A 24,541-nucleotide genomic window follows, 5' to 3' on the forward strand; every position below is an offset into this window, starting at 1 on the left:
AGCCCGGTCCTCGTTTTCAGGTCAGCCCGCCGTCGTGGCTTGTCTCGAACACCGCAAGTTCGCGGTCGCGGTCGGCTCCCTCGCGGCAACCCTGGCAGTACACGGCGCCAGCCTCGGCGGCCAAACCGCACCCTGCGATGCATTCGGCCATGTCGTCTCACCTCCTTTCCGTGCTGTGTATCGACTGTGCATGACGACACCGACACTTACCCGACGTGTGGCTCGACGAGCCGCAGTAGGGCTTCTTGTCGGGTGCGCCACTGTCCTGGCAGGGAGGCCTTGTGCGGGCCTTGGGCCTGCCACTTTCGGCCCTGCCGGTCGAGAAACCCCACCAGCACCGACTCACCCTTGCGCGAGGTGGCGAGCACGCGGGTGCCGATCGCACGCGGCCCGATCTCGACCGGGGCCGCATCGGATGCGGCGGCCGCGGGTGTGGCCCGCTCGGCCGGTGCGGGTATCTCGGGGCTCTGGGGTGTGTCCTGGTCTGGCTCGTCGTGGGTGGCTCCCTCCGGGGCGGTGGTGTCGTCGGCGTCGGTGTGTTCACCGTCCGCTGCGCCGGCGGGGTCGGTGGGCTGCTCGGCCTCGTGCAGGATGCGGTGGACGACAGCAGTGGAGACACCGACGCCGCGGGCGATCTGTCGGATGGATTCGCCCTCGTCGCGGCGGGCCAGGATCGCCCGACGCCGGTCGTTGGTGACCACCGTGGGCCGGCCACCCTTACTGCCGCGCTTGGCCGCGGCGTCCAGCCCGTTCTTCGTTTTGCGGGAGATGTCGCGACGGCGATCCTCGGCCAACGCGAGCGCTAGATCCAAGATCAGGGAGCGTTCGGTGTGCTCGCCGGCGGCGATGCCGTCCAATACCTTGACGCTGATGCCGCGCTGGAACAGCTCGGACAGCGTCAGCAACCCGTCCAGGAGGTTGCGTCCCAGTCGGTCGACCTCTTGGACGGTGAGCAGGTCGCCGGGGCGGAGATAATCCAACGCATCCCGCAAGCCGAGCCGGTCGGTGGCCTTACGGGTGCCGCTGATCGTTTCCTCGAACACCCGCACACAGACCGAGTCGAGCGCGTCGTGCTGCCGCTGCACCTCTTGCCGGTCGGTGCTGACGCGGACGAGCCCGATAAGCGCCATCCCGACCCTCCAATTGTTCGAGAAACGAATGATTTCCGAACAGATCACGGGCGAACGGTGCGGGTGACGTTGCCCATCCTCGTTGAGTTCTTCGTATATCTTCTCTACCGGCGCCTCAGAGCGCAGATGTGACGCTGCGGATCTCGACACTTGGTGTCACGAGCGGTCGCCGTCTCGGCTGCTGTCCGCGACACGACGGTGACATTTCATGGATGTCATTCGGACATGGATTCGGGAACGTCGACTGTATGAGCAAAGGTACGAAGCTTCTGACCGCGACATGTGCGCTATTACTAGCGACTGTCGGTGCATGTTCACAGAGCAACCAAGCCGACACGTCCGCTGCCAACGGGACATCCCCGTCCGAGCAGGTGCCCAAGGTGTTGTGGGTCGGGGACTCGGTGGCAGCGCAACTGGCGAAACCGCTTACCGCCGCCGCTAAGGCCAGTGAACTACCGTTCAAGTCCATCGCCGCCGCAGGCGGCGGCAACGTGTCGGGACGCGAGAAACTGACGCAATCAACATTTCAGCGCCTGAACAAGGCACTGGACTCGTACAGCCCGGACGTGGTGACCTACCAGGTATCCACGTACGACTGGGGAACCGAAAAGGAGCAGCGCGCGGCGTACGAAAAGCTACTGAAGACAGTCGCAGACTCCGGCGCGAAGCTCGCGATCGTGACGATGCCCCCGATCAAACCCGATGACTTCTACAAGGACCACATGGACGAGCTCGAGCGCACCACCCGATTGGTCAAGGAGGTGGCCGCGGGCTCGGACGGCAAGGCCGTGGTCTTCGACAGCGCACAGGTGTGGGGTGAAGAGTTCCAGAAGGAGCGCAACGGCGAACTTTACCGCAAATCCGACGGCATCCACACCTGCCCGCAGGGAGCGGCTCAGTTCACCGACTGGCTGATGGAGAAGCTCGCCAAGCACTTCGGCGGGTTCACCCCTGCGAAACCCGCGTCCTGGGCCAACGCGGGCTGGTCCGGCGATTCCAAGTTCGAAGGTTGCCAAACCAAGGCCTGACCGCCGCGTCTGCTGGATGCTGAGTGCCGCTTTCGGCATGTCGCGCACCGACTTCGGTGCGCGACATGCCGAATCCGCGTATCAGCATCACCACGGTTTTCTAGCGGGAATCATGCGGAGCCGACGGAATCGGCGGGCAGATACTTACTCCGGACCGAGAACGGGGACGCTGCCGTTGCCGGTCCAGGAGTCGTCACCCAGCAGTGCGGCGGATATCCTGGCGATATCCCGTGTGGCACAGGCGGGAGCACCACGACTGTCGCGGCTGCCCCATCACCAGAGGCCGAGGGGCCGCTCGTAGAAGGCGACAGGATCGTGCTGACACCGTGCCCCTCGCCGCGTAGGGTGCTTTGCGCGGTTGGCGAACACCTGTACAAGTGGGACTCTGACCACCCGTCAGTCCAGGTTACTGACGTCCACCGTGGGCGGATCGGGAGTGGGCAGTGTCAGCCACAGCATCGCCATCCCGGCCATGAGCGCGACGAACGCGACCAACCCTTTGCGTCCCCTCGCCCACTCGGCGCGGAACCGGATCGGGTCCTCGATCAGGTACTTCGACAGTGCGGCCAAGCCGATCGAGACAGCGCACACCACGGCGGTCAGCGCCCACCCGTCGAGCCCGGTCCGTTCCGGAGACAGCAGCACGATGACGGGCCAGTGCCACAGGTACAGGCTGTAGGAGATCAGTCCCAGCCACCGCAGCGGCTGCCAGGCGAGGACCTTGGCGAGCAGCGCGTGCGGTGTCTGCGCACACAGCCCGATCAGCAAGGCAGCGGCCAGGGAGTGCGCGAAGAGTCCGCCGTTGTACAGCCACAGCGACTCCTTACCGGCGGCAAACGCCCATATGGCGCCGATTCCGACCGCCAGCACCACCAGCGCGGCACCCGCCCAACGGTCGACGGCACGGGCCAGCACGGCACGCACCCACGGGGTGGCGACCATGGCGCCGAGCAACAGCGAGAAGGCCCTGGTGTCGGTTCCGGTGTAGACGCGCGTCGGATCCACCGGGCTGACCAGCACAATCATCAACACCAGTGAGACAGCCGAGCACACGGCAGCGAGCACGGCGACCCGGCGATCCACCCGTAGGACTCCCCGAGTGACGAGCAACAGCAGCACCGGCCACACGAGATAGAACTGCTCCTCAACCGCGATGCTCCACAGGTGTTCGAACACCCGCTCCTGCCCGAAGCTGTTCCAGTAGCTGGCCGATTCCGCCAGCAGGTGCCAGTTCATCAGGTTCAGCTGTACCCACGGGGCGTCCGCGAGTGTCGTGCGCACCATCCCGGGTGTTGCCACCAGCCATACCAGCACGGTGACACCGACGAGCACGGTCGCGAGCGCGGGCAGCAGCCTGCGGATCCGCCTGCCCCAGAAGGTGACCAGCGACACCGTTCCCGTTGCCTCGACTTCCCGCAGCAGCAACTCGGTGATGAGGTAGCCGGACAACGCGAAGAACAGGTCCACACCGAGGAAACCACCGGGCAGGTGGTCGGTGTGAAACAGCAGCACCCCCAGTATCGCGATGCCCCGCAGCCCGTCCAGCGCGGGTTGATACGGCTTCCCGGTCTTCTGTTGAGCAGCCGTATTCGGCTGGGCCTTCGTCATGGCATCCACTGTGCTGTGCCCGTGTCAGGATGCCGTCCGCGTCATGTCGCGGGTTTGTCGCAACCGGGTGTTCGCGGGGTACTACTGCCCCAGTACTGGACAGGTGCGCGGTTCGGTTGGCCTGTCCGTAGTGAACGTCAGCACTACCTGGCTGGAGGGGGACCCACCGCGCTGGATGTGTACGGCGAGCACGGTGCATACGATCTGATCGATACCTTTGGCCCCGTAAACCCTCCGGCGCGGTATCGGTAGCCGAACCGTGATCGTGTCGCCCGAAATGGTCGCCGGAATGTCCAGCGCAGTAGGCACGGAGCCCAGATGCACGCGTGAGTGTAGGGCTCCCGCATCGGGATCCGTTCCGGTGAACAGCAGCCGCAGGGCCTGGCCGATGGTGCCGAGGCTGCTTGTCGGTCGCCGTAGCACCAGGTCCCCTTCGGAGTCCAGCAGGTACACGGGAGTGCCCTTCGCGATGCCCGTCGCCGCATCTCCCCCGTCGAACACCCCGCTCGGACGCACCGTGCATCCGGTGAGCAGCACAACCAGCAGCACGCACAGCGCCGAGGCCGTTCGTTTCATGTTTCCTCCGACCAGCGCGGCAGCCTGACCGCGAACCGGGCTCCCGCACCGTCGGCATTGCCCGCCTCGATGGTGCCGCCGTGCAGCCACACGTTCTCCGCGGTGATCGCCATCCCGAGACCGCTCCCCGCGGATCGGCCGCGCGAGGAGTCCGCCTTGTGGAAGCGGGCGAACAGCTGCGCCGCGACCCCCTCCGGCAGCCCCGGGCCGTTGTCGATCACCTCGAGGTGCACCTCCTGTTCGTCCGCGCTCAACCGCACCACTACCGGTGGCTCCCCGTGCCGGAGTGCATTGCCGACAAGGTTCGCCACGATCACATCCAGTCGGCGCCGATCCAGCACGGCGGCCAGCTCCTCCGGCGAGTCCAGCCGCACCTGCTCGGTCCAGGACCGCGACCGCAGGCACTCCCGCACCACACCGGGTATGTCCACCCGTTCCAGGTGTGGCTGCGCGGCGCCCGCATCGAACCGGGCGATCTCCATCAGGTCCTCGACGAGCGACGCCAGCCGCCGGGTTTCGGCGATGGCAAGCTCGATGGAGGCCCGTGCGTCGGACGGCATCCGCTCCAGATCCTCTTCCAGCATCTCGGCAACGGAGGTCAGAGTGGTGAGTGGCGTGCGTAGCTCGTGTGACACGTCGGCGACGAACCGGCGGGAGTCGGCTTCCATTCTGGCCAGCTCGCTGATGGAGGACTGCAACGAGGCCGCGGTGTCGTTGAACGTGGTGGCGAGCTCGGCCAACTCGTCGACGCCGCTGGGCCGTAACCGGGCGTCGAGGTCGCCCGCGGCCAGTTTGCGTGCGGTTCCGCGGAGCTCGCGCACCGGCCGCAGCACGCCACGCGCCGCCAGCAGGGCCAGCAGCACGGCGACCGGTAGCGCGAGCGCGCTTGTCCATATCGCGTTCCGGGTGAGCGCGTTCACCTGCCGCACCACGTCACCGAGGTCACGCACCAGATACACCTCGATCCCGGACGGCCGCTGTTGCCCGTCCACACCGGTGATCAGCACCGGGACGCCGACGAGCAGCTTCATCCCGGTGGCAGAGTCCGCCCGCTGCAGCGCAAGGTGATCTCCGCCATGTACGGCGGTGCGCAGTTGCTCGGTGATCGCCGCTGTCTCGCCGGCGTGTACGCGCAGCGACTCGTATGTCACCACGACAGGCCCATCGAGGGCATCCCGGATCTTGCGTAGGTCACCGGTGTCCGGCGGGTAGACGAGCGCAGGCGCGGTGTCGGTGATCCGCCGCGCAGCGGTGTCCGCGATCCGCTGTTGGGTCGACCGCAGCAGCGAGTTGCTGGCCGAGGCCGCACTCGCCCAGGACGCCGTCGCGGCTGCGAGTACGGCAACCGCGACGCACGCGGCGATCAATCTGGCGCGCAGCCCGCGCAGCGCCCGCACATCACGCGGCGAACGTCGCCTCATACCGGGCCGAACCGGTAGCCGAACCCGCGCACCGTCTGCACGAACACCGGCCGCGCGGGCTCGTCCTCGATCTTCGCGCGCAACCGCTGCACACAGTTGTCCACCAGGCGGGAGTCGCCGAGGTAGTCGTACTCCCACACCAGTTCGAGCAGCTGCATGCGACTGAGCACCTGACCGGGCGAGCGGGACAGTTCCAGCAGCACGCGCAGCTCGGTCGGAGTCAGCGCGAGCTGCTGATCGCCCTTGGTGACGGTGAGCGCGGCGCGGTCGATGGTCAGGTCGCGGTAGCGGCCGGACTGTGTCTGCTCGGCGAACGTCCCTCTGCGCAACACCGCACGAATGCGCGCGTCGAGCACCCTCGGCTGTACGGGTTTGATCACGTAGTCGTCCGCACCGGCCTCGAGGCCGCCGACCACGTCGAAGTCGTCGCCGCGCGCGGTGAGCATGATGATGGGTACTGCGGACTTCGCGCGGATGCGCCGACACACCTCGAAGCCGTCCATTCCGGGCAGCATCAGATCCAGCACCACGACATCCGGTTCCGCCGAGGCCAGCATACGGAGACCGTCCTCTCCGGTGCCCGCTTCGCGTATCTCGTGCCCGTGCCTACCAAGGGCGAGCGCGAGGCTGGTACGGATGGACTGATCGTCCTCGATCAACAAGGTCTGCGCCATTACCGCGATTTTCAGGGAAAACGGACCGCTCTTACGGGAGCGGGGCCTGATTACGACACGATCGAGACATCACGACGACCGGATCGCCAAGGTCGTAGCGGACCTTCGGTTCCATGACCAAGACTACGTCGTGGCGCCGTGTCGTTACCGGACTGATCCCGCTCCTGTGCGCCGTTGTGCTCGCCGGATGTGCCGTGCCCGCACAAGCAGGCAGTGATACCAAACCGCTGTACCTGACCTTCGATGACGGGCCGTCGAACGCCACCGACGAGATCCTGACCGTGCTGAACGGCAATGACGTCCGGGCGACGTTCTTCACACTCGGCAAGAACCTGGCCGAAAATCACGAGCTCGCTCAGCGCATGCTGGCCGAGGGCCACGTCGTGGCGACGCACACCTGGAACCACCGAAACCTCACCAAGCTCAGCCCCGCGGAGCTGGACAGCCAGCTACGGCGCTCCGTGAACGAGGTGCGTGCTGTCGGCTCGGACAGCGACTGCATACGCCCCCCGTACGGCGCCACCAACGATGCCGTCCAGGATGCGCTCGCCGAACACGACCTGCGGTCGGTACTGTGGAACGTCGACCCGAAGGACTGGAAGCGCCCGGATGCCGAGGCGCTCGCCGACCGCTTGGTGGAGACGGCCTACCCACGCGCCGTGGTGCTCCTGCACGACGGCGGAGGCAACCGCGAGAAAACCATCCAGGCACTACGCACCGCCCTGCCCGAGTTGCGCGCCAAGGGCTACGAGTTCCGTCCCGTGCCGGGGTGTTGAGAGCTGGCGAACGCCAGCTCTGGCGTCCGTATTCGGTTGCCTCGCAGATCGCCGACAAGATCCGCAGGTTCGCGCGTCAGCGCGACGACGAGATCTGGGAACTGTGCCCGCAAACCCACGACGCGATCACCGCAGCGCTGAAGACCGAGCCCGAGAAAGTCGAACGCGGGTCGCAAGTCACAGCTCCGCAACGCCAGTAACACCCGTCGAGATCCACACGACGGGTCAATCATCATATCTCGCAAGGCGCACGGGCACCGGGCCACCCGCACCGGTCCGACTCCGGCGTGCAGGAACTCGACCACGGCCTGTTCGCTGCCGAGGTTGATCAGCGACAACGCCACCGGCACCGGGGCTTCGCCGTCCGGGATGCGCCCGACCGCCACGACACCCTCGCCGCGTGGCTCGACCCAGAGGTCGAGGCGTTGTTCGCTGGACAGGTTCATCGCGGACTCGATCGCCTGGAGATCCGGCAGCTCCTGCGCACTGCGGTAGACCTCGCGGCCCGCGATGTGGACGTGGCTACGCATGCTACGCATGATCCGCCCTCGCTCTGTCCGCCGCCCGCCACTGCTCGCTCCGGGTGTGCTCGGCCATGCGGTCCGCCAGCCCGGCCACGTCGGTGTCGGGCTCGACGGCGTAGTCGCCCGCGCCGTGCTCGACGGCGTAGCGCAGCCGGGCGAGCTTCTCCTCACGACGGGCCTCACCGTGACTGCGCTCCTCCTCCTCGGCGGTCTGCGAGGGGGCATCGAACGGGCCGAGATCCACGAGATCCTGGAACGCCTCGCGCATCAACTCAATGTTGCGTTCGTGCTCGCCACGTTGCCGGGACAGCTCGGCGCTGAACTCGCGGGCTCGCTCTGCCTGCTCCCAGGGCCAGGAGGTCATGGTGCCGCTCCCTCCGTGTTCGGGTCTGAGTCTGGTGAGCTCTTGTATTCGAGTGACCTGAATTCGGTCGGGGTTGTGGTGGCTGGGGGCGTAGCGGTTCCAGGTTCCTCCGGCTTTGGGGCTCCCCGGGTTTGATGGAGGTGGTGGGGCTTGGGTAGGGATGGAGTCGATGGCGGCGCCGAACAAGTATCCGGTGGAGTTGAAGCAGCGGGCTGTGCGGATGGTGCGTGACCTGCAACGATCCGAGGGCGAAGGGCGTGGTGAGATCACACGGGTAGCCCGGCAACTGGGCATCAACCCCGAGAGCCTGCGCAATTGGGTTCGCAAGGACGACCAGGGCACCCGCCCGTCGGGTGAGATCGTGCCGGAGTCGGACTCGGCCAAGGATGCCCGCATCGCCGAGCTGGAACGGAAACTGGCCGAGTCGCAGCGGGCCAATGAGATTCTCAAGGCGGCATCGCCGGATTCGAGGGGTCGATGCAACGGCGGCCTCAAGCGTATCAGCCGGAGTGGCATAGCCGAGTGTTTTGCGCGGTCGGGTGTTGAGTTTGTCGGCGATGACGTTGAGGTCGGCTTGGGTGCAGGTGGATAGGTCGGTGCCTTTCGGTAGATATTGGCGCAGCAGGCCGTTGATGCTTCTATGTCAAGCGGCGTGTTGATGGTGTGTGGTTTGGTGTTGCCAGGATGCTCGGTCGGTGGTCATGGCTCGGTGGATGACGTCGATGAGGTGGCGTTGCAGGATGCGTCGGGCGCCGCGGTTGCCTTCGCTGGGTTCGTGGCGGGCCAGTAGCGCTTGCGCGGCGGGGTGGCGGCGTTTTTGCACGATGGCTGCGGTGTAGAGCACGCTGTTGAGTCGGCGGTTGCCGCCTCGGTGCAGGCGGTGGCGCTGTTTGTCGGAGGAGTAGACCGGGATCGGGGTGCTGCCGGTGTAGCGGGCGAGTTTGGCCGAGCTGGGGAAACGGGTGATGTCGCCGATCTCTGTGCTCATGTCGGTGAGCACTTGGCGGATGTGGGTGCTCAGCGGTGTTGTCTCCAGTAGTGCGGTCAGCGAGGTCAGTGCTTTGGGCCGGGCGAGGTCTGCCGGGGTGTGGTCGAGCCAGACGTGCAGGTGCGCCTTGAGTTGGTTGATCACCATGGTGCGGCGCTTGATGAGATCGGCACGGTAGTCGACCAGGACACGCAGTTCCCGCACTGGCTCGTCGATGCGGTGCCGATCCAGGTTCGGGGTGGCCATGGCGGCGTGGGCAGCTGCGGCGGCGTCGACCGGATCGGACTTGGCTCCGGTGGCGGCATGGAGTTTGCGGTGGGCGGCGGTGAGCCGGGCTGGAACCCAGACCACCTCATGGGGCCGGCCAGCAGCAGGCCGTCGGCGAGGCGGCGGGCGAACCCGCGGCCGTCCTCGATGGCCCAGGTGGCGGGCGCCTCGTCAGTGATCGTCCGGATCCACCTGAGCAGCACGGTAATCATGAACGCGTCATTGTTCACGGTCACCGGCTTGCCGATCTGCCTGCCGGTGGCATCGACGGCGACGTGGACGTGTTTGTGCGGGTCGATGCCTACTGTCATCATCGAGAAGTCCTCTCGTCTGTTGTCGCGGATGACGGGACAGACGCGAGGCCCTGGTCAGGGGACAGACCTAGGAGCTGTTTAAGAACGGGGGGCGTTGTCGGTAAGGGGAGGGGTCTCCGGTAGAGGGATCAACGACCAAGGAGGTCAACTCCCGGAGACCTCGGTGGGTGGCGTATCGGTCGGCGTGCGCAAGGACCTGACGGACCGGCAGTGGCGAGCGTTTCAACGCGTTCTCCCGCCTCAACCGCAGGTAGGGAGGCGTCCGAAATGGACGCGACGCCAATTGTTCAACGGAATTCGCTGGCGGGTGCGGGTCGGGGCCCGTGGCGGGATGTGCCGGAGCGGTACGGGCATTGGCAGTCGATCTATCAGCTGTTTCGCCGCTGGCAACGGGACGGTGTCTGGGCCTGGCTCTGGGTGCAGTTGCAGGCATTGGCCGATGCAGCAGGGCTGATTACCTGGCAGGTGTCGGTGGATTCCACGGTCAACCGGGCCCATCAGCACGCCGCCGGGGCCCGCCACCGCCCCGATGCCCAGGTCGAACCACCCGGTGACGAGCCCGGTGATCATGTGTTGGGTCGTTCCCGGGGCGGGTTGTCCACGAAGATCCACCTGGCCTGCGAGCAGAGCCGGAAACCGTTATCGCTGCTGCTCGCGGCCGGCCCAGCCGGTGACAGCCCACAGATGATCCGGGTGCTGGAGGCCATCCGCGTGCCCCGACTGCGGCGTGGCCACCCGCGTAGCCGCCCCGAGCGGGTCCTGGCCGACAAGGCCTACTCATCCGCGGCCAACCGGCGTTACCTGCGGCGACGCAGAACCCCGGCCACGATCGCGATCCCCAAAGACCAGCTCGCCCACCGCGCCGTGCCCGTGGCGCGGCCGGAGGTCGCCCGCCCGCGTTCGATCCCAGACGCTACCGGCAGCGTCACGCCGTGGAATGTGGCATTAACCAGCTCAAACACCACCGCGCCGTCGCCAGCCGCTACGACAAACTCGCCGTCCGATACGAAGCCACACTGCACGTCGCCACCATCGACACCTGGCTACGAGCCCTCACCAAGATCACTTCTTAAACAGCTCCTAGCTGGGGGGCTTCTCGGAGTCCTCAAGGTCCTGCACGGCACGGAGGAGCAGGCAGAACTCGTTGCCCTCCGGATCGGCGAGTACCACCCAGGTCACGTCGGGCGCCTGACCGACGTCCACACGCTGAGCTCCCAAACCGATCAGACGCTCAAGCTCATCCGCCGTGGAGACGCCATCAGCGCGCAGATCGAGATGCAGGCGGTTCTTACCCGCCTTGTGCTCGGGGACCGAGAAAACGTCAATCCCTGGCCATGCACCACTCGGCGGTGCGATCGTGACACCTTCAGCGGACTCCTCAACGATTCGCCAATCGAGCACCCGAGACCAGAAGTCAGCAACCACCTTCGGATTAACGGCGTCGATGGCGAGTACTGCGATACGGCTCGGCACTCGGGGAGTATCACCCACGCACGGGGAAGGATCAAGACAACCGCAATGTCTCAGTTTGGAGAACCGATGGAGATCAAGAAGGAAGAGCAGGCTCACTACTGGGCGCCGATACCGAACCCGGAGAACCGGCGGCACGCCTTCCGGGACGCTCGTCGATGGGACGGTTGCCGGAGCGGAGAGACAGCCTGCGGCGTAACCGTGCCGATGGCACAGCCGAGCGAGATGGACTGGATCATGATCCCGACGTGCGGAGTCTGTTGGACCGCACTGATCACCGAGCAGGTGGAGAGCCTGCCGACAGTTCGTGGCGAACCTCGGCACGAGACCGGCGGATCCGTTTCTGCGGCGGGCTTGTTGTCGTCGCCGTCCTGCCACTCGTGCTGAACCTGATAGGCCTTTCCTTGCCGGTAGGTCTGGTCGTGTACCTGACCATTGCCGTTCCTTGGTGCGTGTACATGTCCCGGTGGGAGAGGCGCCGGCGGCATCATCAGCGGCACGACGAGGCCGAGTAGCCGGGGTACTCGCCGCTGCCGGAAAGTTTCCGACGAACCGAGGTCTTTCCCGGCGCTGTCCTCCCGCTGTTCGACCGGGTTGGCTAGGGTTCGGGCATGATCTCCTCTGCGATGTCCTGGGCCGACGGGCCGCTTGCGGCCTTCGATGTGGAATCCACCGGTGTGGACACGGACACCGACCGAATCGTGACCGCGACCCTCGTCGCCATCACTCCGGGGCAACAGCCGGTGGTGCGCACGTGGCTGGCCGACCCGGGCATGGAGATCCCCGCCTCGGCGACCGAGGTGCACGGCATCAGCACCGAGTACGCGCGGACCCACGGTCGTGCGGCGGGCACCGTGGTCACCGAGCTCGTCGAAGCTCTGGCCGAGGTGTGGACCGCCACGACTCCACTGTGCGCGTTCAACGCCAGTTTCGACCTGTCGCTGCTGGCCGCCGAGTTGCACCGCCATCACCAGCAGGAGCTGACCATCTCCGGCCCCGTGGTGGATCCACTGTGTCTGGACAAATACCTGGACCGCTACCGCAAGGGCAAACGCACCCTCGCCGCTCTGTGTGAGCACCACCGGGTCCGACTCGAGGACGCCCACAGCTCCGCCGGTGACGCCCTGGCCTGCGCTCGCCTGGCCTGGCGCCTGGCCAAGAGCTACCCCGAGCAGGTAGGCGCTCTTGAACCGGCCGTGCTGCACGAGCAGCAAACCGGCTGGTATCGCACCCAACAGCACAGTTTCGCCGACTACCTCGACCACTTGGCGGGCAGGCAGCAGGACGCCCACGAGGCCGAGCAGCTTCGCCGCCGCGCCACCGACGTGCGGGACAGCGCCGAACACTGGCCGTTGCGCCCCGTCCGTTCCGGCAGCGAAGCCGCATAAGCCGCTGCGAGAGCAAAGTCCTGCATCGCGGAAGGGCCCGCCGGACCACCGCAACGGGCACGGATTGTCGGGTCGGCGCGGTGTCCGTGCTTCTAACGTCGAGCGTGGGAAGGAGGTCACCATGCTCGATCGCCTCAACGAGGCCATGGATCACATGGAAAGCCACGTGGCCGATGAGCTCGACGTGCGAACACTCGCCAGGATCGCGCAAACCTCGGAGTACCACTTCCGGCGAATGTTCTCCGCTCTGGCGGGCATTCCGCTGTCGGAGTACATCCGCAGGCGCCGGTTGACGCTGGCGGGAGGGCGCGTGCTTTCTGGCGAGCAGCCCCTGCTCGATATCGCCGTCACCTACGGATACGGCTCGGGTGAGGCGTTCGCACGGGCATTCCGTGCCATGCACGGTGTCGGACCGGCCGAAGCGAGACGTTCCGGCATGGTCCTCCGCTCTCAACCACGAATGACATTCCATCTCACCATCGAAGGGAGCACACCGATGGACTACCGAATCGTCGACAAAGACGCCTTCCGTATCCTCGGGCACAGCACCGTTGTTCCGATCATCCACGTGGGACCGAACAGCGCCATCAACGACTTCGTGTCCGGAATCGGCGCCGATGAGCTGGCCCGCCTGAAAGCTCTCTCGGACCAGGAACCACGCGGCATCGTCGCCGCCGTGGAATCCCTCGACGCCTCACGGGAAGAAGGTGCCCGGGTGCACTACCTGCACGGGGTCGTGTCCTCGGCGCCGACACCGCAGGGAGCGAGCGAATGGGACATGCCCGCGAGCACGTGGGCCGTGTTCACCGGAGAGGGCGAGGCACCGGAAGCCATCCAGTACCTGTGGCGGGATGTCTTCACCCAGTGGTTCCCCTCGAATCCCTACCGCAGCGTGCCGGGGCCGGAGATCCTGCGGACCGAGCTTTCGGCGAACAAGGCCGAGATGTCCTACGAGCTCTGGATTCCCGTCGAGTACGTCGAGTAGGGCGGCCGTGGCGCGGGACGAGGATGTGGCCCGCCATGGCACACCGTGTGTGCCATGGCGGGATCGAAGTTTTCCGGAAACTTCCGCTCAGACCGTGCCAATGTGGTGGGCGCCGCAGACGCCGCAGACCAGACGATCGGACAGCCCGGTGGCGTACTCGTGCGGGGTGGCTTCTTCCAGAGCGTGGTGACCGCACACCTCGCAGGCCACCTCGGAGGGAACCGCCGGGTCGGTACCGTCGCGCGGCGCAGTGAACAGGGCACGAAAATCGAAGGCCATCAGCAGCTCCCAACATCAGGATTGAATCGTTGGCAGCTAGTGCTCAACCGCCTCATCGGGGACAACACCTCTCCGGCGCCGAATGTTCCCCCGCGCGGGGATATTCCGCATGCCCGTGCGCCGGGTTGGAACAGCCGAGTGGCGCGTGTCTCGTGGTAACCACGCGGGCTGAGCACGATCGATCACCGAGGTAGTCATTTCGGTGTTACCGCGCTCACATCCGGTACGACCCTACAGTCGGTGGAGCAGTTTCGCTTTCTGCGTCGCGAACTCCTCCTCGGTGAGCACGCCGGCATCGCGAAGTTTGCCGAGACGCTCCAGCCTGTCCAGCGGGTCCGATTCCGTTGACGAGCCCGAGCCCTGCTGTGCCGGTGGGGCAGGCCGTGCCGGAGCTTCGGGACCGGTCCGGTTCGGCTTCGGGGAATGCTTCCGCGCGCGGTTCAACTTCTTCCTGGCCGCGTCGATGAAGCGCCTCGCGTCGGCCTTGTTCACGCTCTCGATTTCGGACCGCTCACGGCCTTTGTCCTGCAGATGAACGCCCTCGACCTGGTCGAAGGGAAAGTCCTCCGACCTGGAATCGACCCACCCTTCGTAGACGTACAGGACCCGCCGGTCGGTCAGCGCGAGCACTCCGAAGTCGCCTCCGCACAAGCCGATCGCGAGTTCTCCGACAGTCTCGTCGCTGTACAGGTACTTGGGCAGTCGGCGGATGTCCCGCTTGCCGCCGAACACGTTTTTCAGCCGCGCGGCGGCCTGGGCCAATCCCGGATATGTCGGATACTCCTCCTCGCCGACCCTCCCGGAGCCCTCCCCGCCGACGCCGAGAGCCAGCGTAGCCATTCGCCCCGGAGATGTGTGCGGCCTCGTGGAGACGTTACTCAGCCGTAAAGGTGGTTGGCGTATTCGGGGCCGTAGTAGCGTTCCAGCTCTTCGAGGCTGTCGTCGGGACGGTCGAGGGCCTTGGCGATCCGTGCGCGCGAGGGGAGTGCCTCGGGAGTCCCGTTTCCGGCTTCCACAGCGCCGACTGCAGGAATGCCTTGGCACAGTGGTGGAACACCTGCTCGATGTCCACGACGAGGGCCACGGGAGGCCGATGGCCCTGGACGGTCATCTCGTCGAAGAACGGCGCATCGCGCACCGGACGGGCGCGGCCGTTGATGCGCAATGTGTCACCACGGCCGGGCTGATCGGAGTTGATCAGCACTCGCATCGTATCAGCGGTGGCGGTTCGACGAATCGTCCGCGCGGCTCGGCAGTGCCCACAGGAGTACCAACGGGCCGAGGAGCAATGCGGCGGTGAGGAACCACGGCATCAGTACGATCGGAGCGCTCATACCCGCACCATCGGCCGCCACGACGGTTCTGTTGAGAGCGGAAGTGTCCCCTTTTCGGGGGAGTCGTGACCACGTGTGGAGAGCCGCGGAGCTGCGGAATGCCGGCCACGATATGCTCCTGGCTCTACGCGCTGCCCGGTATGATCAGTGATCCGGGGGTGCGGTCGTCGGGGAGATCGAGCAGGTCGTCGATCACCTCGCACACGGAGCCGGTGGACTGCCAGGACACTCTGGTCGGAGCGAGGATGTTCTCCTCGCTTCCGGGCATCCTGGTGGCCACGACATCGTTTTCGTCCTGCAGGCGGATCGCGTCGATGACGTTGTCGTGGGCGCGGACGCCGACCACGGCCAGAATCTCGCCCTGCTCGTCACGCGGGTGCATGAACCGGAAACCCCGTGCGACGAGCCGACGCAGGCGTTCGTCCGCGGCGGAAGTGGTGTCAGTGGAGGACGTCATCGAACTCACCGTCCTTGGCGCCTGCCAGGAAAGCGGCCATCTCGGCGCGGGTGTAGATCAGCGCGGGGCCATCGGGATGACGTGAGTTGCGCATCGCGATCTCGTCGCCGCCGAGGGAGGCGATCTCCACGCAATTACCGATCGCGCCGCTGCGTGTGCTCTTGCGCCACGCCGCTCCGGCGAGCAGCGAAGCCGACGTGCTACTGCGAATTTCGTCCGCCATGGTTGTCACCTTCTCGACGATCTGCCGGATGCATATGCACGTGCATTTGACCGTGCGGATGAATATAACATGGATCACAGCAACTGCACGTGCACTTGCACAGATGAACCCGTTTGTGGGACTTTCGGCTGTTGCGGAACGGACAGCCGGGCAACCGGAAATGGCAGCTGCGGCAGAAGTGTCGGCGTGGACGAAAACGGGCAGGTCCTCGATTCGGCGCCGGAACCGATGTCGGAGATGTCGGAGTTGTCAGAATTCGGCGCGCATCTTGGTGAGCAACTGCCGGGTCTGCTCGGGAGTCTCGGCATCCACCGCCAACCGATCGAGCACCCTGCTGTACAGCTCGATCTCCTCCGGCTTCTCCAGGTAGAGAGCCCCGGAGAGGTGTTCGATGTAGACCAGGTCGGGCAATTCGGACTCGGTGAATCGCAGCAGGCTGAACGCGCCTTCTGCCGCGTATCCGCTGAGCCGGTACGGCACGACCTGAAGCGTGACATGGGGCAGCTTGGTGATCTCCAGCAGTTGTTCGATCTGGGCCCGCATCACCTGCCGTCCCCCGATCGGTCGATGCAGCACGGACTCGTCGATCACCGCCCACAGGCGCGGTGCACCCGGTCGAGCGAGTAGTTTCTGGCGGTGCATGCGCAGGGCGACGCGGCGCTGAACATCCTCGCCTGCCAGCTCCGGGCGACCGTGGCCGGCGACCGCCCGCGCGTAGTCCTCGGTCTGCATCAGGCCCGGAACGAATTGCAGCTCGTAGGTCTGAATCCGCGAGACCGACTCCTCCAAACCGACGTAGTCCTGGAACCACTCGGGCATCAGATCGGTGTAGCGGTGCCACCAGCCGGGCTCGTTGGAGCGTTTGACCATGTCGAGAAATCCTTCGCGCTCACCGGCGTCGGTCACCCCGTACATGGTCAGCAGGTCGCTGACGTCGCGTTCCTTGAAGCTCACCCGGCCGAGTTCGATCCTGCTGATCTTCGACCCCGAAGCGCGGATGGAGTAGCCGGCGTCGGCTCGGGAGATCTCGGCCGCCTCCCGGAGTCGGCGTAGTTGTGCGCCCAGTACGATGCGCCGAGCTGTGGGGCCGCCGCTGTGCGCATCGGCTTGGCCGCCATCGGCCGAGTCAGGGGAACCAACCGTGGCCATTGCTGCTCCTCCCGTGCGTGCTGCGGTCACGCGGGTCCGTACTGCGCCGGTCCAGTACCGGACGAGGTTCGATCATTGCCTGCTATCGCGGTGGTCCGCGACGAATTGCCACAGTCGCATTTACCGTTCGCGTTTGGGGACCTACGCTCAGTGCGCCGTGATCAATACCCGTACCTTAACGCCTTGAGAGGCCCCGATGCCCGCTAGCAACTTCCCGACCGACGAGGCGGCCCCCGTCCACATCGACACCACCAAGGCGAGCATCGCCAGGGTCTACGACGCGTTTCTGCACGGCAAGGACAACTATGAGGTCGATCGTGAGGTCTTCCGGCGAGTTCAGCGGGTTGCGCCGGAAGCAGCTACTCTCGCCTGGGACAATCGGGACTTTTTGATCCGTGTCACTCGTTTCATCGCCAGCCAGACCGGCGTGGCCCAGTTCCTCGACTGTGGATCGGGGCTGCCGACCGCGGAGAACACCCACCAGGTCGCCCAGCGACTGCAACCGGATGCGCGCGTGGTGTACGTCGACAACGATCCCGTGGTGCTCGCGCACGGGCGGGCGCTGCTCGAGGAGAACGATCAGACCCACTTCACCGCGGCCGAGATCTTCGAGCCCCGCGAGGTCCTCGAGGACGAGGTCGTACGCAAACACCTCGACTTCTCCGAGCCGATCGCACTGTTCCAGCTCGGCACGTTGCATCACTACGACGGCGAGCGCAGCCCGGCCGACATCATGCGCGAGTACATCGATGCCCTGCCCTCGGGGTCCTATGTGGCGCTGAGCCACTTCTTCGATCCCGAGACCGATGAGTACAGCGATCTCGCCCGCCGGATGGAGGAGACCTTCCTGCACAGCCCGATGGGAACCGGGGTGTTCCGTACCCGCGCCCGGATCGAGGGGATGTTCCCCGGCCTCGAGCTCGTCGAGCCCGGCCTGACGTTGTGCGCCGACTGGTGGCCGGACGGCCCGCGGCTCAAGCAGTTGGATTCGGTGTCGCACTGCATCGTCGGTGCCGTCGGCCGCAAACCCTGACGTCACCGTAGCCTCGCCCGAGCAAAAAATGCAGTTTCGCGCGAAACTGCAAAAATCGAGTGAGGGTCGCCCCGTACCGATTCCTGCCCGATATCGGGCAGGAATATTGCCTTTGAACGTGGCCGCTGCCAGTCTTCGAAGCCATGAACCAGTGGGTCCCGGCCGAGTTGGTCCGTCACGTGGCCGAATCCACCGGACTGCCGCCATCCACTGCGGCTCGCGTCGCCGCCGATGTCATCGCGTACTTCGACGAAACCACCGAGCAATACGTGCGGCGCAGGCACGCCGAGCTGCAGCGGCGCGGCTACAGGAACGCCGAGGTATGGACGGCGATCACCGCGGAGCTCGCACAACGCCCGGTTGCTCCGCCGGAGCTGTCCGAACGCCGCCTCCGGCGCATCGTCTACGGCTGAGCCGAGCGGAAAGGGATAGCCATGTGCGGAATCGTCGGTTATGTCGGCAGCCGGGAAAGTACTCCGATCCTCATCGAGGGCCTGCACCGGCTGGAGTACCGGGGCTACGACTCGGCCGGATTGGCGGTGGCCCGGCGAGGCCGCCTGCGGGTCACCAAAACCGCCGGATGTGTGCAGGACCTGCGGGACCGGCTCGGCAAGAACACCACGGGGACGGTGGGTCTCGCGCACACGCGGTGGGCCACACACGGAGAGCCGAGCGATCTCAACGCTCATCCCCATGTGGACCCCGGCGGACGCATCGCCGTCGTGCACAACGGAGTCCTCGAGAACGCGGAACCACTCCGGAAAAAGTTGATCGACGACGGCGTGCAGCTCGCCTCGGACACCGACACCGAGATCCTGGCCCACCTGATCGCTGCGACGGTGGATGCCGGTGGCGCATCACTGGAGGACGCGGTCCGCGCCGTTCTGCAGCGCGTCGAGGGAACCTACGGGTTGCTCGTGCTCGATGCCCGCAATCCGCGTGAACTGGTGGTGGCCCGCAACGGGAGTCCGATCGTGCTCGGCATCGGCGACGGTGAGATGTTCGCCACCTCCGATATGGCCGCACTGGTGCGGCACACCAACCGCATGGTCCACCTGGATGACGGTGAGCTCGCCACCATCAGCGCCGATGCCTACCGAACCAGCACCATGCAGGCCGACCCCACGGACAAGGTCCCGGCGGCCGTCGACCTGGCCGACGAGGACTACCAGCTGAACGGCTTCCCCGATTTCATGCGCAAGGAGATCCACGACCAGACCAGGGCCGGTCACCGTGCACTGCGTGGGCGACTCGACGAGCGGTTCGCCACGGCACGCCTCGACGGTCTCGGCCTGGATGCCCGGGAACTGCGCGCTGTCCGACGGGTGAAGTTCCTCGGCTGCGGATCGGCCTACTACGCGGGACAGCTCGGTGCCAACCTCGTCGAGGAACTGGCCCGGCTGCCCGCCGACGCCGAACCGGCCTCGGAGTTCCGCTACCGCAATCCCGTCATCGAGGAGGGCACGCTCTACGTCGCCGTCAGCCAGTCCGGTGAAACCCTGGACACGCTCGCGGCCGTCCAGGAGCTCAAGCGCAAGGGCGGTCAGGTGGTCGGCCTGGTCAACGCGGTCGGCAGTGCCATCGCCAGGGAATGCGGCAGCGGCGTCTTCCTCCATGCGGGGCCGGAAGTGTCCGTGGCCTCGACCAAGGCCGTCACGAACATGTCCCTGTCCTTCGCGCTGTTGGCGCTGCTGCTCGGCCGGGTACGCGATCTTTCGATGGCGCACGGCAGGCGGCTCGTGGCTGCGCTCGCGGCGATTCCCGATCGAATCACGGACGTCCTGGCAGCGGAAGAGCAGGCAATCGCAGCCGCCGAGCGCTATGCCGGTACCGAGCACATGTTCTTCGTGGGACGGGTCCGTGGCTGGCCGGTCGCTCGTGAGGGCGCCCAGAAGCTCAAGGAGATCTCCTACGTCCACGCCGAAGCCTACGAGGCGGCCGAGCTCAAGCACGGGCCGCTGGCGCTGATCGATCACACCATGCCTTCGGTGGTGATCGTCCCCGACGACGAGCTGCTGGCCAAGAACATCGGCACGATCGAGCAGATCAGGGCCAGGAACGGCCCGGTCATCGCGATCACGAACGCGGACCTGCCGGAAGGTCTCGCCGAGACGGTGATCCGGCTTCCGCGTGGTGAGCCGGAACTCGATCCGATCCTGTTCACGGTCCCGCTCCAGCTGTTCGCGTATCACCTGGCCACCGCACTGGGACGGAATGTCGACAAGCCGCGCAACCTGGCCAAGAGCGTGACGGTCGAATGAACGGTTGACAGTGCACTAGACTCGCGGTCGCCACGGGAGTCCAGTGTGCTGGGCTGAGAGGAGGGTGCAGGAGCCCTCGACCGTCCACCTGAACCGGATCATGCCGGCGCAGGGAGGCGCTGCGATCAGCTCGACGTGCGCACGCGTGGCATGATCTCGGGAGGATCGTTGAACCGTTTGCTGCGCCGTTCGGCTCGGCTCGCGGGTGTGGTCGTCGTGGCCGCACTCACCGCAGGCTGCTCTCTCATCGGTGCCCAGGGCAGTGAGCAGGGCACGCGCACGGTCACCCTGGTGACCCACGACTCGTTCGCCGTCGCCGACGAGACGCTGGCGAACTTCGAGCGCCGTTCCGGAATCGAGGTGACGATCCAGCGCCGTGGTGATGCGGGCGCGCTGACCAACAAGCTGGTGTTGACCAAGGCGAACCCGATCGGCGATGTCGCCTACGGCATCGATTCGACCTTCGCCTCGCGGGCGCTGGACGAGGGTGTCTTCGTGCCCTACGAGCCCGCCGGGGCGAAGAAGATCCCCCAGCGCTACTCGATTGGTTCCGGTAACCGGCTGACTCCCATCGATGCCGGCGACGTGTGCGTCAACATCGACACCCGGTGGTTCGCCGAGCACCGGATCCCCGAGCCGACGAGCCTGCGCGACCTGACCGAACCGCGCTACCGGGGACTGCTCGCCGTCCCGAGCCCGGCGACGTCCTCGCCGGGACTGGCGTTCCTGCTCAACACCATCACCACGTTCGGCGAGTCCGGTTGGAAGGAGTACTGGCGCGGTCTGGTCGCCAACGACGTGCGAATCACCTCCGGGTGGCAGCAGGCGTACAACCAGGACTTCTCCGGGTCCGCAGGCCGGGGCTCGCGCCCGATCGTGCTGTCCTACGCGTCCTCACCCGCCGCCGAGGTGCGACCGGATGGCACCTCGCGCACCCGAGCACTGCTCGACACCTGCTATCGGCAGGTCGAGTACGCCGGGGTACTGGCGGGAGCCGAACATCCCGAGGCGGCACGCGCGGTGATGGATTTCCTGGTTTCGCGGCGGTTCCAGGCACAGGTCTCCGAGCAGATGTACGTCTATCCGGTGGTGCGGGGAGTGGCACTGCCGGAGAGCTGGCAGAAAGTGGCTCCCCGGCCGCAGCGGCCGGCCGAGATGAGCCCCGACCGGATCGAGCGGAACCGGCAGCGCTGGGTGCAGCAGTGGCGCACCCTGGTTCGGGGCTGACGGTGGCGGTTCTCGGGAAAACCGCGCCGTCGAAAAACGTGCCGCCGAGGACCACCTCGGCCAACGGAGCCGGTCCCCGCTCCGGTTCGTCCGGGCATCGGAAGTACTCCATCGCCCTGGGGATGGCCGCGACCGCTGTCCTGGGGTTTCTGGGGTTGTTTTTCGCCTGGCCGGTCGTGGCGATCATCGGGCTCGGGCTCGACGGTGGTGTGGCCGAGGTGCTCACCAGCGCCCGGACCTGGGATCTCGTCGCCTTCACCCTGGGGCAGGCTGCCGTGTCGACGGTGCTGGCGCTGTTGGCCGGTATGCCGGTGGCCTATGTGCTGGCACGCGTCGCGGTGCCCGGAAAGACACTGCTGCGCGCGGTGGTCACGGTCCCGTTCGTACTGCCGACGCTCGTGGTGGGGATGGCGTTCCGCGCGCTTCTCGGTGCCGAGGGCGGCGGCGGTGCTTCCGGCCTGCTGGGGATCGTGCTGGCCAACGCGTTCTTCAATGTCTCGGTCGTGGCCCGGACCGTGGGAGGACTGTGGACGCATCTCGATCGACGCACCGAGGACGCCGCCCGCTCGCTCGGGGCGTCCCGCCTGCGGGCGTTCATCTCGGTGACCCTGCCCGCACTGCGGCCCGCCCTGGGATCGGCGATGGCGATCGTGTTCCTGTTCTGCTCCACCAGTTTCGGTGTCGTGCTCGTCCTCGGTGGCGGCACCTACCGGACCCTGGAAACCGAGATCTACCTGCGTACCGTGCGCCTGCTCGACCTGTCCGGGGCGGCGGCACTGTCGTTGCTGCAACTCGCGGCGGTGCTGGCTGCGCTGGTGATCGCCGCGGTGGCGCGGCGGCGCCGGGAGGCGGCGCTGCGGTTGCGCAGCGCAGGCGACACCGCGCGGCGACCCCAGGGGGCGGAATGGTGCGTGGTGGGAGCAGCGGTCCTGGTGGTACTGGGATTGCTGGTCCCCATCGCGGGTCTCCTCGCCCGCTCGGTGTCCACCCGTGACGGCTGGAGTCTGGCGGGCTATCGGGCCCTGGCCGGGAGCGGGGACAACGGCACGCTCGCGGTATCGGGTTGGGAGGCCGCCTGGAACTCCCTGCGTACGGCGGCCGACGCGACCTGGATGGCGCTGCTGCTGGGTATCCTCGCCTCCATTGTGCTGGTCGGGCTCCGGCGCCGTGTCGCGGCGGAGATGATGGATGCGGCCCTGATGCTGCCGCTGGGAGTCTCGGCGGTGACGGTCGGTTTCGGCTACCTGATCACCTTGGACACACTGCCCGGTGACCTGCGCACCTCGCCACTGCTCGTGCCGTTCGCGCAGGCACTGTTGGTGACCCCGCTGGTCATCCGCATGGTGCTGCCGGTGCTGCGGTCGATCGACGGGAGGCTGCGGGAGGCCGCGGCAACGCTCGGTGCGAGCCCGTGGCGGGTGAGGTGGGAGATCGATGCCCCGTTGGCTGCGCGGGCCGTGCTGGCCGCAGCCGGATTCGGGTTCGTCGTCGCTCTCGGTGAGTTCGGCGCCACCAGTTTCCTGGCCAGACCCGAGGCGCCGACCCTGCCGGTGGTGATCGCCCGGTTGCTCGCGCGGCCCGGCGAGCTGAACCTTCAGATGGCCTACGCCGCATGTGCCCTGTTGATGCTGGTCACCGCGCTCGCCGTGCTCGTCATCGAGCGCATGCGAGTGCGTACCGAGACGGTGGGAGAGTTCTAGTGGGCTTGGAAGTGCGCGATCTGTCCGTCCGGTTCGGGCCCTTGACGGCCGTGTCCGGTGTGGACCTGTCGGCCGCCGATGGCGAGGTGCTCGGACTGCTCGGGCCGTCCGGGTGCGGCAAGTCGACGCTGCTGCGCGCGGTAGCGGGACTGGAGCGCCCCTCGGCCGGTGAGATCACCTGGAACGGTGCCGATCTCGACCGTGTCCCGGTGCATCGGCGCGGGTTCGGCATGGTATTCCAGGACGGGCAGTTGTTCCCCCACCGTGATGTGGCGGGCAATGTCGAATTCGGCCTGCGTATGCGGTCGGTCGGCCGGGCTCGCCGCACCGAGCGGGTCGCCGAGCTACTGGACCTCGTCGGTCTCTCCGGATACCAGCGGCGGTCGGTGACGGAACTGTCCGGTGGCGAGGCGCAGCGGGTCGCGCTGGCCCGTGCGCTGGCCGCCGATCCCCGGTTGCTGCTGCTGGACGAGCCGCTCGCGGCGCTGGACCGAAGGCTGCGGGAGCAGCTCGCCGTCGACCTGGCCGAGCTGCTGGCCGACCGGAGCACCACCGCGATCGTCGTGACCCACGATCACGACGAGGCGTTCACCCTGGCCGATCGCGTCGCGGTGATGACACACGGGCGGATACTGCAGGTCGACACGCCCGAACGGCTCCGGCAGTACCCTGTCGACGAGGAGGTCGCGGAGTTTCTCGGTCTGGAGACGGTGCGGGGAAGGCGCGGCTGAGTCGAAGTTTTCCCCATGGGATCACCCTGTCTCGCTCAGTGCTTCTTCCGTGGCTTGCATCAGCGAAAACGCGCTTGCTCCGTCCAGCGACTCGCGGATGATGTCGGCGTGCCCGGCGTGCCGTGCGGTTTCCTCGATCAGATGCAGCAGTACCCACCGTGCCGACCAGTTCTCGGAACCGGGGACCGGTGGTGCGTCCGCGGGAAGCGGCAACGGTGTTCCGAGGTCGGTGACCTCGTGCACGATCGACTCGGTCTCCTCGGTCACTGCCGCGTACGTGTCGAGCAAGCTCGCCGACGTCTCACCCGGGTCGATGCGGAAATCGGCGTCCGGATCCCGCATCGGCCACAGCTCGGGCAGTGCGCGCTGGGCGATCAGCACCACGACCCATCGCCGCTCCGTTCGTGCCGCGTGCTTGAGCAGCGCTGCGAGGCTCAGTGCGCTCGCGGTCGAAGTCCGTACGGCTTGTTCCTCGGTCAGGCCGTGCACAGCGGCCCGCAGGGCGTTGCGCTGTTTCTCCAGGAATGCGAGCAGGCCGTCGCGTTCGTCGGTGACGGGCCGGACCATAAAAGGCATGACGATCCTCTCCTCGTGGTGATGTGGTCACACTGCGTTGGCGATGACCGGCGCAGTA

At 66.6% G+C, this 24,541-nt stretch carries 26 protein-coding genes, 5 pseudogenes and 1 riboswitch; of the genes and pseudogenes, 13 read left to right on the plus strand and 18 right to left on the minus strand.

Going from position 1 to position 24,541, the window contains the following annotated elements; all coding sequences use genetic code 11:
* Positions 1 to 16 precede the first annotated feature (16 nt).
* On the minus strand, positions 17 to 151 hold the full coding sequence (locus JOF55_RS14685) for a hypothetical protein (RefSeq protein WP_310274578.1): 135 nt from the start codon (positions 149 to 151) through the stop codon (positions 17 to 19).
* A 55-nt stretch (positions 152 to 206) separates the two neighbouring features.
* Positions 207 to 1,130: a recombinase family protein gene (locus JOF55_RS14690; protein ID WP_310274580.1), complete on the minus strand. Its 924-nt coding sequence runs from the start codon at positions 1,128 to 1,130 to the stop codon at positions 207 to 209.
* A gap of 248 nt (positions 1,131 to 1,378) precedes the next feature.
* On the opposite strand from JOF55_RS14690, the gene JOF55_RS14695 reads away from it, so the two are divergent.
* Entirely contained in the window at positions 1,379 to 2,158 is a 780-nt protein-coding gene (locus tag JOF55_RS14695) for an SGNH/GDSL hydrolase family protein (protein ID WP_310274582.1), read from the plus strand.
* A 396-nt stretch (positions 2,159 to 2,554) separates the two neighbouring features.
* Here JOF55_RS14695 and JOF55_RS14700 read toward each other — a convergent pair whose 3' ends face one another.
* From JOF55_RS14700 to JOF55_RS14715, 4 genes are all read right to left on the minus strand, one after another.
* Positions 2,555 to 3,766 (minus strand): acyltransferase family protein, encoded by a 1,212-nt coding sequence (locus tag JOF55_RS14700; protein ID WP_310274583.1) that lies wholly within the window; start codon positions 3,764 to 3,766, stop codon positions 2,555 to 2,557.
* Positions 3,767 to 3,847: 81 nt separating this feature from the next.
* Complete coding sequence (locus JOF55_RS14705) at positions 3,848 to 4,342, minus strand: hypothetical protein (RefSeq protein WP_310274585.1); 495 nt, start codon at positions 4,340 to 4,342, stop codon at positions 3,848 to 3,850.
* Positions 4,339 to 5,763 carry an ATP-binding protein gene (locus tag JOF55_RS14710; protein ID WP_310274587.1) on the minus strand — a complete coding sequence of 475 codons (1,425 nt, stop codon included), beginning with the start codon at positions 5,761 to 5,763 and terminating at the stop codon, positions 4,339 to 4,341. The genes JOF55_RS14705 and JOF55_RS14710 overlap by 4 nt, the downstream gene beginning before the upstream one ends.
* Positions 5,760 to 6,437, minus strand: a complete 678-nt coding sequence (locus JOF55_RS14715) for a response regulator (protein WP_310274589.1) — start codon at positions 6,435 to 6,437, stop codon at positions 5,760 to 5,762. The genes JOF55_RS14710 and JOF55_RS14715 overlap by 4 nt, the downstream gene beginning before the upstream one ends.
* 113 nt (positions 6,438 to 6,550) lie before the next feature.
* Between JOF55_RS14715 and JOF55_RS14720 the strand changes: the two genes are divergently transcribed.
* Positions 6,551 to 7,213, plus strand: coding sequence for a polysaccharide deacetylase family protein (locus JOF55_RS14720; protein WP_310274591.1), 663 nt, complete (start codon positions 6,551 to 6,553; stop codon positions 7,211 to 7,213).
* On the opposite strand, the gene JOF55_RS14725 is transcribed toward JOF55_RS14720, so the two are convergent.
* Positions 7,183 to 7,743 carry a hypothetical protein gene (locus JOF55_RS14725; RefSeq protein WP_310274592.1) on the minus strand — a complete coding sequence of 187 codons (561 nt, stop codon included), beginning with the start codon at positions 7,741 to 7,743 and terminating at the stop codon, positions 7,183 to 7,185. The genes JOF55_RS14720 and JOF55_RS14725 overlap by 31 nt on opposite strands.
* Before the next feature lies 1 nt (position 7,744).
* On the minus strand, positions 7,745 to 8,101 hold the full coding sequence (locus JOF55_RS14730; RefSeq protein WP_310274593.1) for a hypothetical protein: 357 nt from the start codon (positions 8,099 to 8,101) through the stop codon (positions 7,745 to 7,747).
* A 169-nt stretch (positions 8,102 to 8,270) separates the two neighbouring features.
* On the opposite strand from JOF55_RS14730, the pseudogene JOF55_RS14735 reads away from it, so the two are divergent.
* Positions 8,271 to 8,501, plus strand: a pseudogene (locus JOF55_RS14735) (transposase); the annotation flags it as partial.
* A gap of 72 nt (positions 8,502 to 8,573) precedes the next feature.
* Here the strand turns inward: JOF55_RS14735 and JOF55_RS14740 are convergent.
* Positions 8,574 to 8,744 (minus strand): annotated as a pseudogene (locus tag JOF55_RS14740) (IS30 family transposase); the annotation flags it as partial.
* A complete protein-coding gene (locus JOF55_RS14745; protein ID WP_310274594.1) occupies positions 8,745 to 9,440 on the minus strand; it encodes a transposase in 696 nt (231 codons plus the stop codon).
* A 393-nt stretch (positions 9,441 to 9,833) separates the two neighbouring features.
* On the opposite strand from JOF55_RS14745, the pseudogene JOF55_RS24480 reads away from it, so the two are divergent.
* Positions 9,834 to 10,743 (plus strand): annotated as a pseudogene (locus JOF55_RS24480) (IS5 family transposase).
* Between the two features lie 7 nt (positions 10,744 to 10,750).
* On the opposite strand, the gene JOF55_RS14755 reads toward JOF55_RS24480, so the two are convergent.
* Positions 10,751 to 11,143: a VOC family protein gene (locus tag JOF55_RS14755; protein ID WP_310274597.1), complete on the minus strand. Its 393-nt coding sequence runs from the start codon at positions 11,141 to 11,143 to the stop codon at positions 10,751 to 10,753.
* Between the two features lie 66 nt (positions 11,144 to 11,209).
* On the opposite strand from JOF55_RS14755, the gene JOF55_RS14760 reads away from it, so the two are divergent.
* The 3 genes from JOF55_RS14760 (at position 11,210) to JOF55_RS14770 (ending at position 13,513) form a co-directional block, all read left to right on the plus strand.
* Positions 11,210 to 11,527: a hypothetical protein gene (locus tag JOF55_RS14760; protein ID WP_310274599.1), complete on the plus strand. Its 318-nt coding sequence runs from the start codon at positions 11,210 to 11,212 to the stop codon at positions 11,525 to 11,527.
* A gap of 224 nt (positions 11,528 to 11,751) precedes the next feature.
* Complete coding sequence (locus tag JOF55_RS14765; protein ID WP_310274601.1) at positions 11,752 to 12,528, plus strand: exonuclease domain-containing protein; 777 nt, start codon at positions 11,752 to 11,754, stop codon at positions 12,526 to 12,528.
* A 121-nt stretch (positions 12,529 to 12,649) separates the two neighbouring features.
* Positions 12,650 to 13,513, plus strand: a complete 864-nt coding sequence (locus JOF55_RS14770) for an AraC family transcriptional regulator (protein ID WP_310274603.1) — start codon at positions 12,650 to 12,652, stop codon at positions 13,511 to 13,513.
* Positions 13,514 to 13,600: 87 nt separating this feature from the next.
* Here JOF55_RS14770 and JOF55_RS14775 read toward each other — a convergent pair whose 3' ends face one another.
* The 6 genes and pseudogenes from JOF55_RS14775 to JOF55_RS14800 form a co-directional block, all read right to left on the minus strand.
* Positions 13,601 to 13,792, minus strand: a complete 192-nt coding sequence (locus JOF55_RS14775; RefSeq protein WP_310274605.1) for a hypothetical protein — start codon at positions 13,790 to 13,792, stop codon at positions 13,601 to 13,603.
* Between the two features lie 231 nt (positions 13,793 to 14,023).
* Positions 14,024 to 14,632 carry an SHOCT domain-containing protein gene (locus tag JOF55_RS14780; protein ID WP_310274608.1) on the minus strand — a complete coding sequence of 203 codons (609 nt, stop codon included), beginning with the start codon at positions 14,630 to 14,632 and terminating at the stop codon, positions 14,024 to 14,026.
* Between the two features lie 38 nt (positions 14,633 to 14,670).
* Positions 14,671 to 14,975: pseudogene (locus JOF55_RS24485) on the minus strand (PNPOx family protein); the annotation flags it as partial.
* 275 nt (positions 14,976 to 15,250) lie between these two features.
* Complete coding sequence (locus JOF55_RS14790; protein ID WP_310274611.1) at positions 15,251 to 15,583, minus strand: hypothetical protein; 333 nt, start codon at positions 15,581 to 15,583, stop codon at positions 15,251 to 15,253.
* Complete coding sequence (locus JOF55_RS14795; RefSeq protein WP_310274613.1) at positions 15,567 to 15,806, minus strand: DUF397 domain-containing protein; 240 nt, start codon at positions 15,804 to 15,806, stop codon at positions 15,567 to 15,569. The genes JOF55_RS14790 and JOF55_RS14795 overlap by 17 nt, the downstream gene beginning before the upstream one ends.
* A 249-nt stretch (positions 15,807 to 16,055) precedes the next feature.
* Positions 16,056 to 16,955: a Sco1979 family transcriptional regulator gene (locus JOF55_RS14800; protein ID WP_310274616.1), complete on the minus strand. Its 900-nt coding sequence runs from the start codon at positions 16,953 to 16,955 to the stop codon at positions 16,056 to 16,058.
* Between the two features lie 196 nt (positions 16,956 to 17,151).
* On the opposite strand from JOF55_RS14800, the gene JOF55_RS14805 reads away from it, so the two are divergent.
* The 6 genes and pseudogenes from JOF55_RS14805 to JOF55_RS14830 all read left to right on the plus strand — a co-directional run.
* On the plus strand, positions 17,152 to 17,988 hold the full coding sequence (locus JOF55_RS14805; RefSeq protein WP_310274618.1) for an SAM-dependent methyltransferase: 837 nt from the start codon (positions 17,152 to 17,154) through the stop codon (positions 17,986 to 17,988).
* Positions 17,989 to 18,131: 143 nt separating this feature from the next.
* Entirely contained in the window at positions 18,132 to 18,401 is a 270-nt protein-coding gene (locus tag JOF55_RS14810; protein WP_310274620.1) for a hypothetical protein, read from the plus strand.
* Between the two features lie 21 nt (positions 18,402 to 18,422).
* Entirely contained in the window at positions 18,423 to 20,249 is a 1,827-nt protein-coding gene (gene glmS, locus JOF55_RS14815; RefSeq protein WP_310274622.1) for a glutamine--fructose-6-phosphate transaminase (isomerizing), read from the plus strand.
* A 22-nt stretch (positions 20,250 to 20,271) separates the two neighbouring features.
* Positions 20,272 to 20,381: riboswitch (TPP riboswitch) on the plus strand.
* Positions 20,382 to 20,417: 36 nt separating this feature from the next.
* Complete coding sequence (locus JOF55_RS14820; protein WP_310274624.1) at positions 20,418 to 21,476, plus strand: thiamine ABC transporter substrate-binding protein; 1,059 nt, start codon at positions 20,418 to 20,420, stop codon at positions 21,474 to 21,476.
* Positions 21,477 to 21,598: 122 nt separating this feature from the next.
* On the plus strand, positions 21,599 to 23,176 hold the full coding sequence (locus JOF55_RS14825) for an ABC transporter permease (RefSeq protein ID WP_374727507.1): 1,578 nt from the start codon (positions 21,599 to 21,601) through the stop codon (positions 23,174 to 23,176).
* Positions 23,176 to 23,889 (plus strand): annotated as a pseudogene (locus JOF55_RS14830) (ABC transporter ATP-binding protein); the annotation flags it as partial. The gene JOF55_RS14825 and the pseudogene JOF55_RS14830, both read left to right, overlap by 1 nt.
* A gap of 39 nt (positions 23,890 to 23,928) precedes the next feature.
* Here the strand turns inward: JOF55_RS14830 and JOF55_RS14835 are convergent.
* A complete protein-coding gene (locus JOF55_RS14835) occupies positions 23,929 to 24,483 on the minus strand; it encodes a DinB family protein (RefSeq protein ID WP_310274629.1) in 555 nt (184 codons plus the stop codon).
* Positions 24,484 to 24,541: the final 58 nt, after the last annotated feature.

This window comes from Haloactinomyces albus (assembly GCF_031458135.1).
Classification (GTDB): domain Bacteria; phylum Actinomycetota; class Actinomycetes; order Mycobacteriales; family Pseudonocardiaceae; genus Haloactinomyces; species Haloactinomyces albus.

Coding starts and splice junctions, on each gene's coding strand:
- JOF55_RS14685 (WP_310274578.1), bottom strand. CDS start 151: ATGGCCGAATGCATCGCAGGGTGCGGTTTGGCCGCCGAGGCTGGCGCC.
- JOF55_RS14825 (WP_374727507.1), top strand. CDS start 21,599: ATGGCCGCGACCGCTGTCCTGGGGTTTCTGGGGTTGTTTTTCGCCTGG.
- JOF55_RS14765 (WP_310274601.1), top strand. CDS start 11,752: ATGATCTCCTCTGCGATGTCCTGGGCCGACGGGCCGCTTGCGGCCTTC.
- JOF55_RS14690 (WP_310274580.1), bottom strand. CDS start 1,130: ATGGCGCTTATCGGGCTCGTCCGCGTCAGCACCGACCGGCAAGAGGTG.
- JOF55_RS14760 (WP_310274599.1), top strand. CDS start 11,210: ATGGAGATCAAGAAGGAAGAGCAGGCTCACTACTGGGCGCCGATACCG.
- JOF55_RS14805 (WP_310274618.1), top strand. CDS start 17,152: ATGCCCGCTAGCAACTTCCCGACCGACGAGGCGGCCCCCGTCCACATC.
- JOF55_RS14710 (WP_310274587.1), bottom strand. CDS start 5,763: ATGAGGCGACGTTCGCCGCGTGATGTGCGGGCGCTGCGCGGGCTGCGC.
- JOF55_RS14770 (WP_310274603.1), top strand. CDS start 12,650: ATGCTCGATCGCCTCAACGAGGCCATGGATCACATGGAAAGCCACGTG.
- JOF55_RS14835 (WP_310274629.1), bottom strand. CDS start 24,483: ATGCCTTTTATGGTCCGGCCCGTCACCGACGAACGCGACGGCCTGCTC.
- JOF55_RS14715 (WP_310274589.1), bottom strand. CDS start 6,437: ATGGCGCAGACCTTGTTGATCGAGGACGATCAGTCCATCCGTACCAGC.
- JOF55_RS14775 (WP_310274605.1), bottom strand. CDS start 13,792: ATGGCCTTCGATTTTCGTGCCCTGTTCACTGCGCCGCGCGACGGTACC.
- JOF55_RS14790 (WP_310274611.1), bottom strand. CDS start 15,583: ATGACGTCCTCCACTGACACCACTTCCGCCGCGGACGAACGCCTGCGT.
- JOF55_RS14780 (WP_310274608.1), bottom strand. CDS start 14,632: ATGGCTACGCTGGCTCTCGGCGTCGGCGGGGAGGGCTCCGGGAGGGTC.
- JOF55_RS14795 (WP_310274613.1), bottom strand. CDS start 15,806: ATGGCGGACGAAATTCGCAGTAGCACGTCGGCTTCGCTGCTCGCCGGA.
- JOF55_RS14700 (WP_310274583.1), bottom strand. CDS start 3,766: ATGACGAAGGCCCAGCCGAATACGGCTGCTCAACAGAAGACCGGGAAG.
- JOF55_RS14725 (WP_310274592.1), bottom strand. CDS start 7,743: ATGCGTAGCCACGTCCACATCGCGGGCCGCGAGGTCTACCGCAGTGCG.
- JOF55_RS14810 (WP_310274620.1), top strand. CDS start 18,132: ATGAACCAGTGGGTCCCGGCCGAGTTGGTCCGTCACGTGGCCGAATCC.
- glmS (WP_310274622.1), top strand. CDS start 18,423: ATGTGCGGAATCGTCGGTTATGTCGGCAGCCGGGAAAGTACTCCGATC.
- JOF55_RS14695 (WP_310274582.1), top strand. CDS start 1,379: ATGAGCAAAGGTACGAAGCTTCTGACCGCGACATGTGCGCTATTACTA.
- JOF55_RS14705 (WP_310274585.1), bottom strand. CDS start 4,342: ATGAAACGAACGGCCTCGGCGCTGTGCGTGCTGCTGGTTGTGCTGCTC.
- JOF55_RS14720 (WP_310274591.1), top strand. CDS start 6,551: ATGACCAAGACTACGTCGTGGCGCCGTGTCGTTACCGGACTGATCCCG.
- JOF55_RS14730 (WP_310274593.1), bottom strand. CDS start 8,101: ATGACCTCCTGGCCCTGGGAGCAGGCAGAGCGAGCCCGCGAGTTCAGC.
- JOF55_RS14800 (WP_310274616.1), bottom strand. CDS start 16,955: ATGGCCACGGTTGGTTCCCCTGACTCGGCCGATGGCGGCCAAGCCGAT.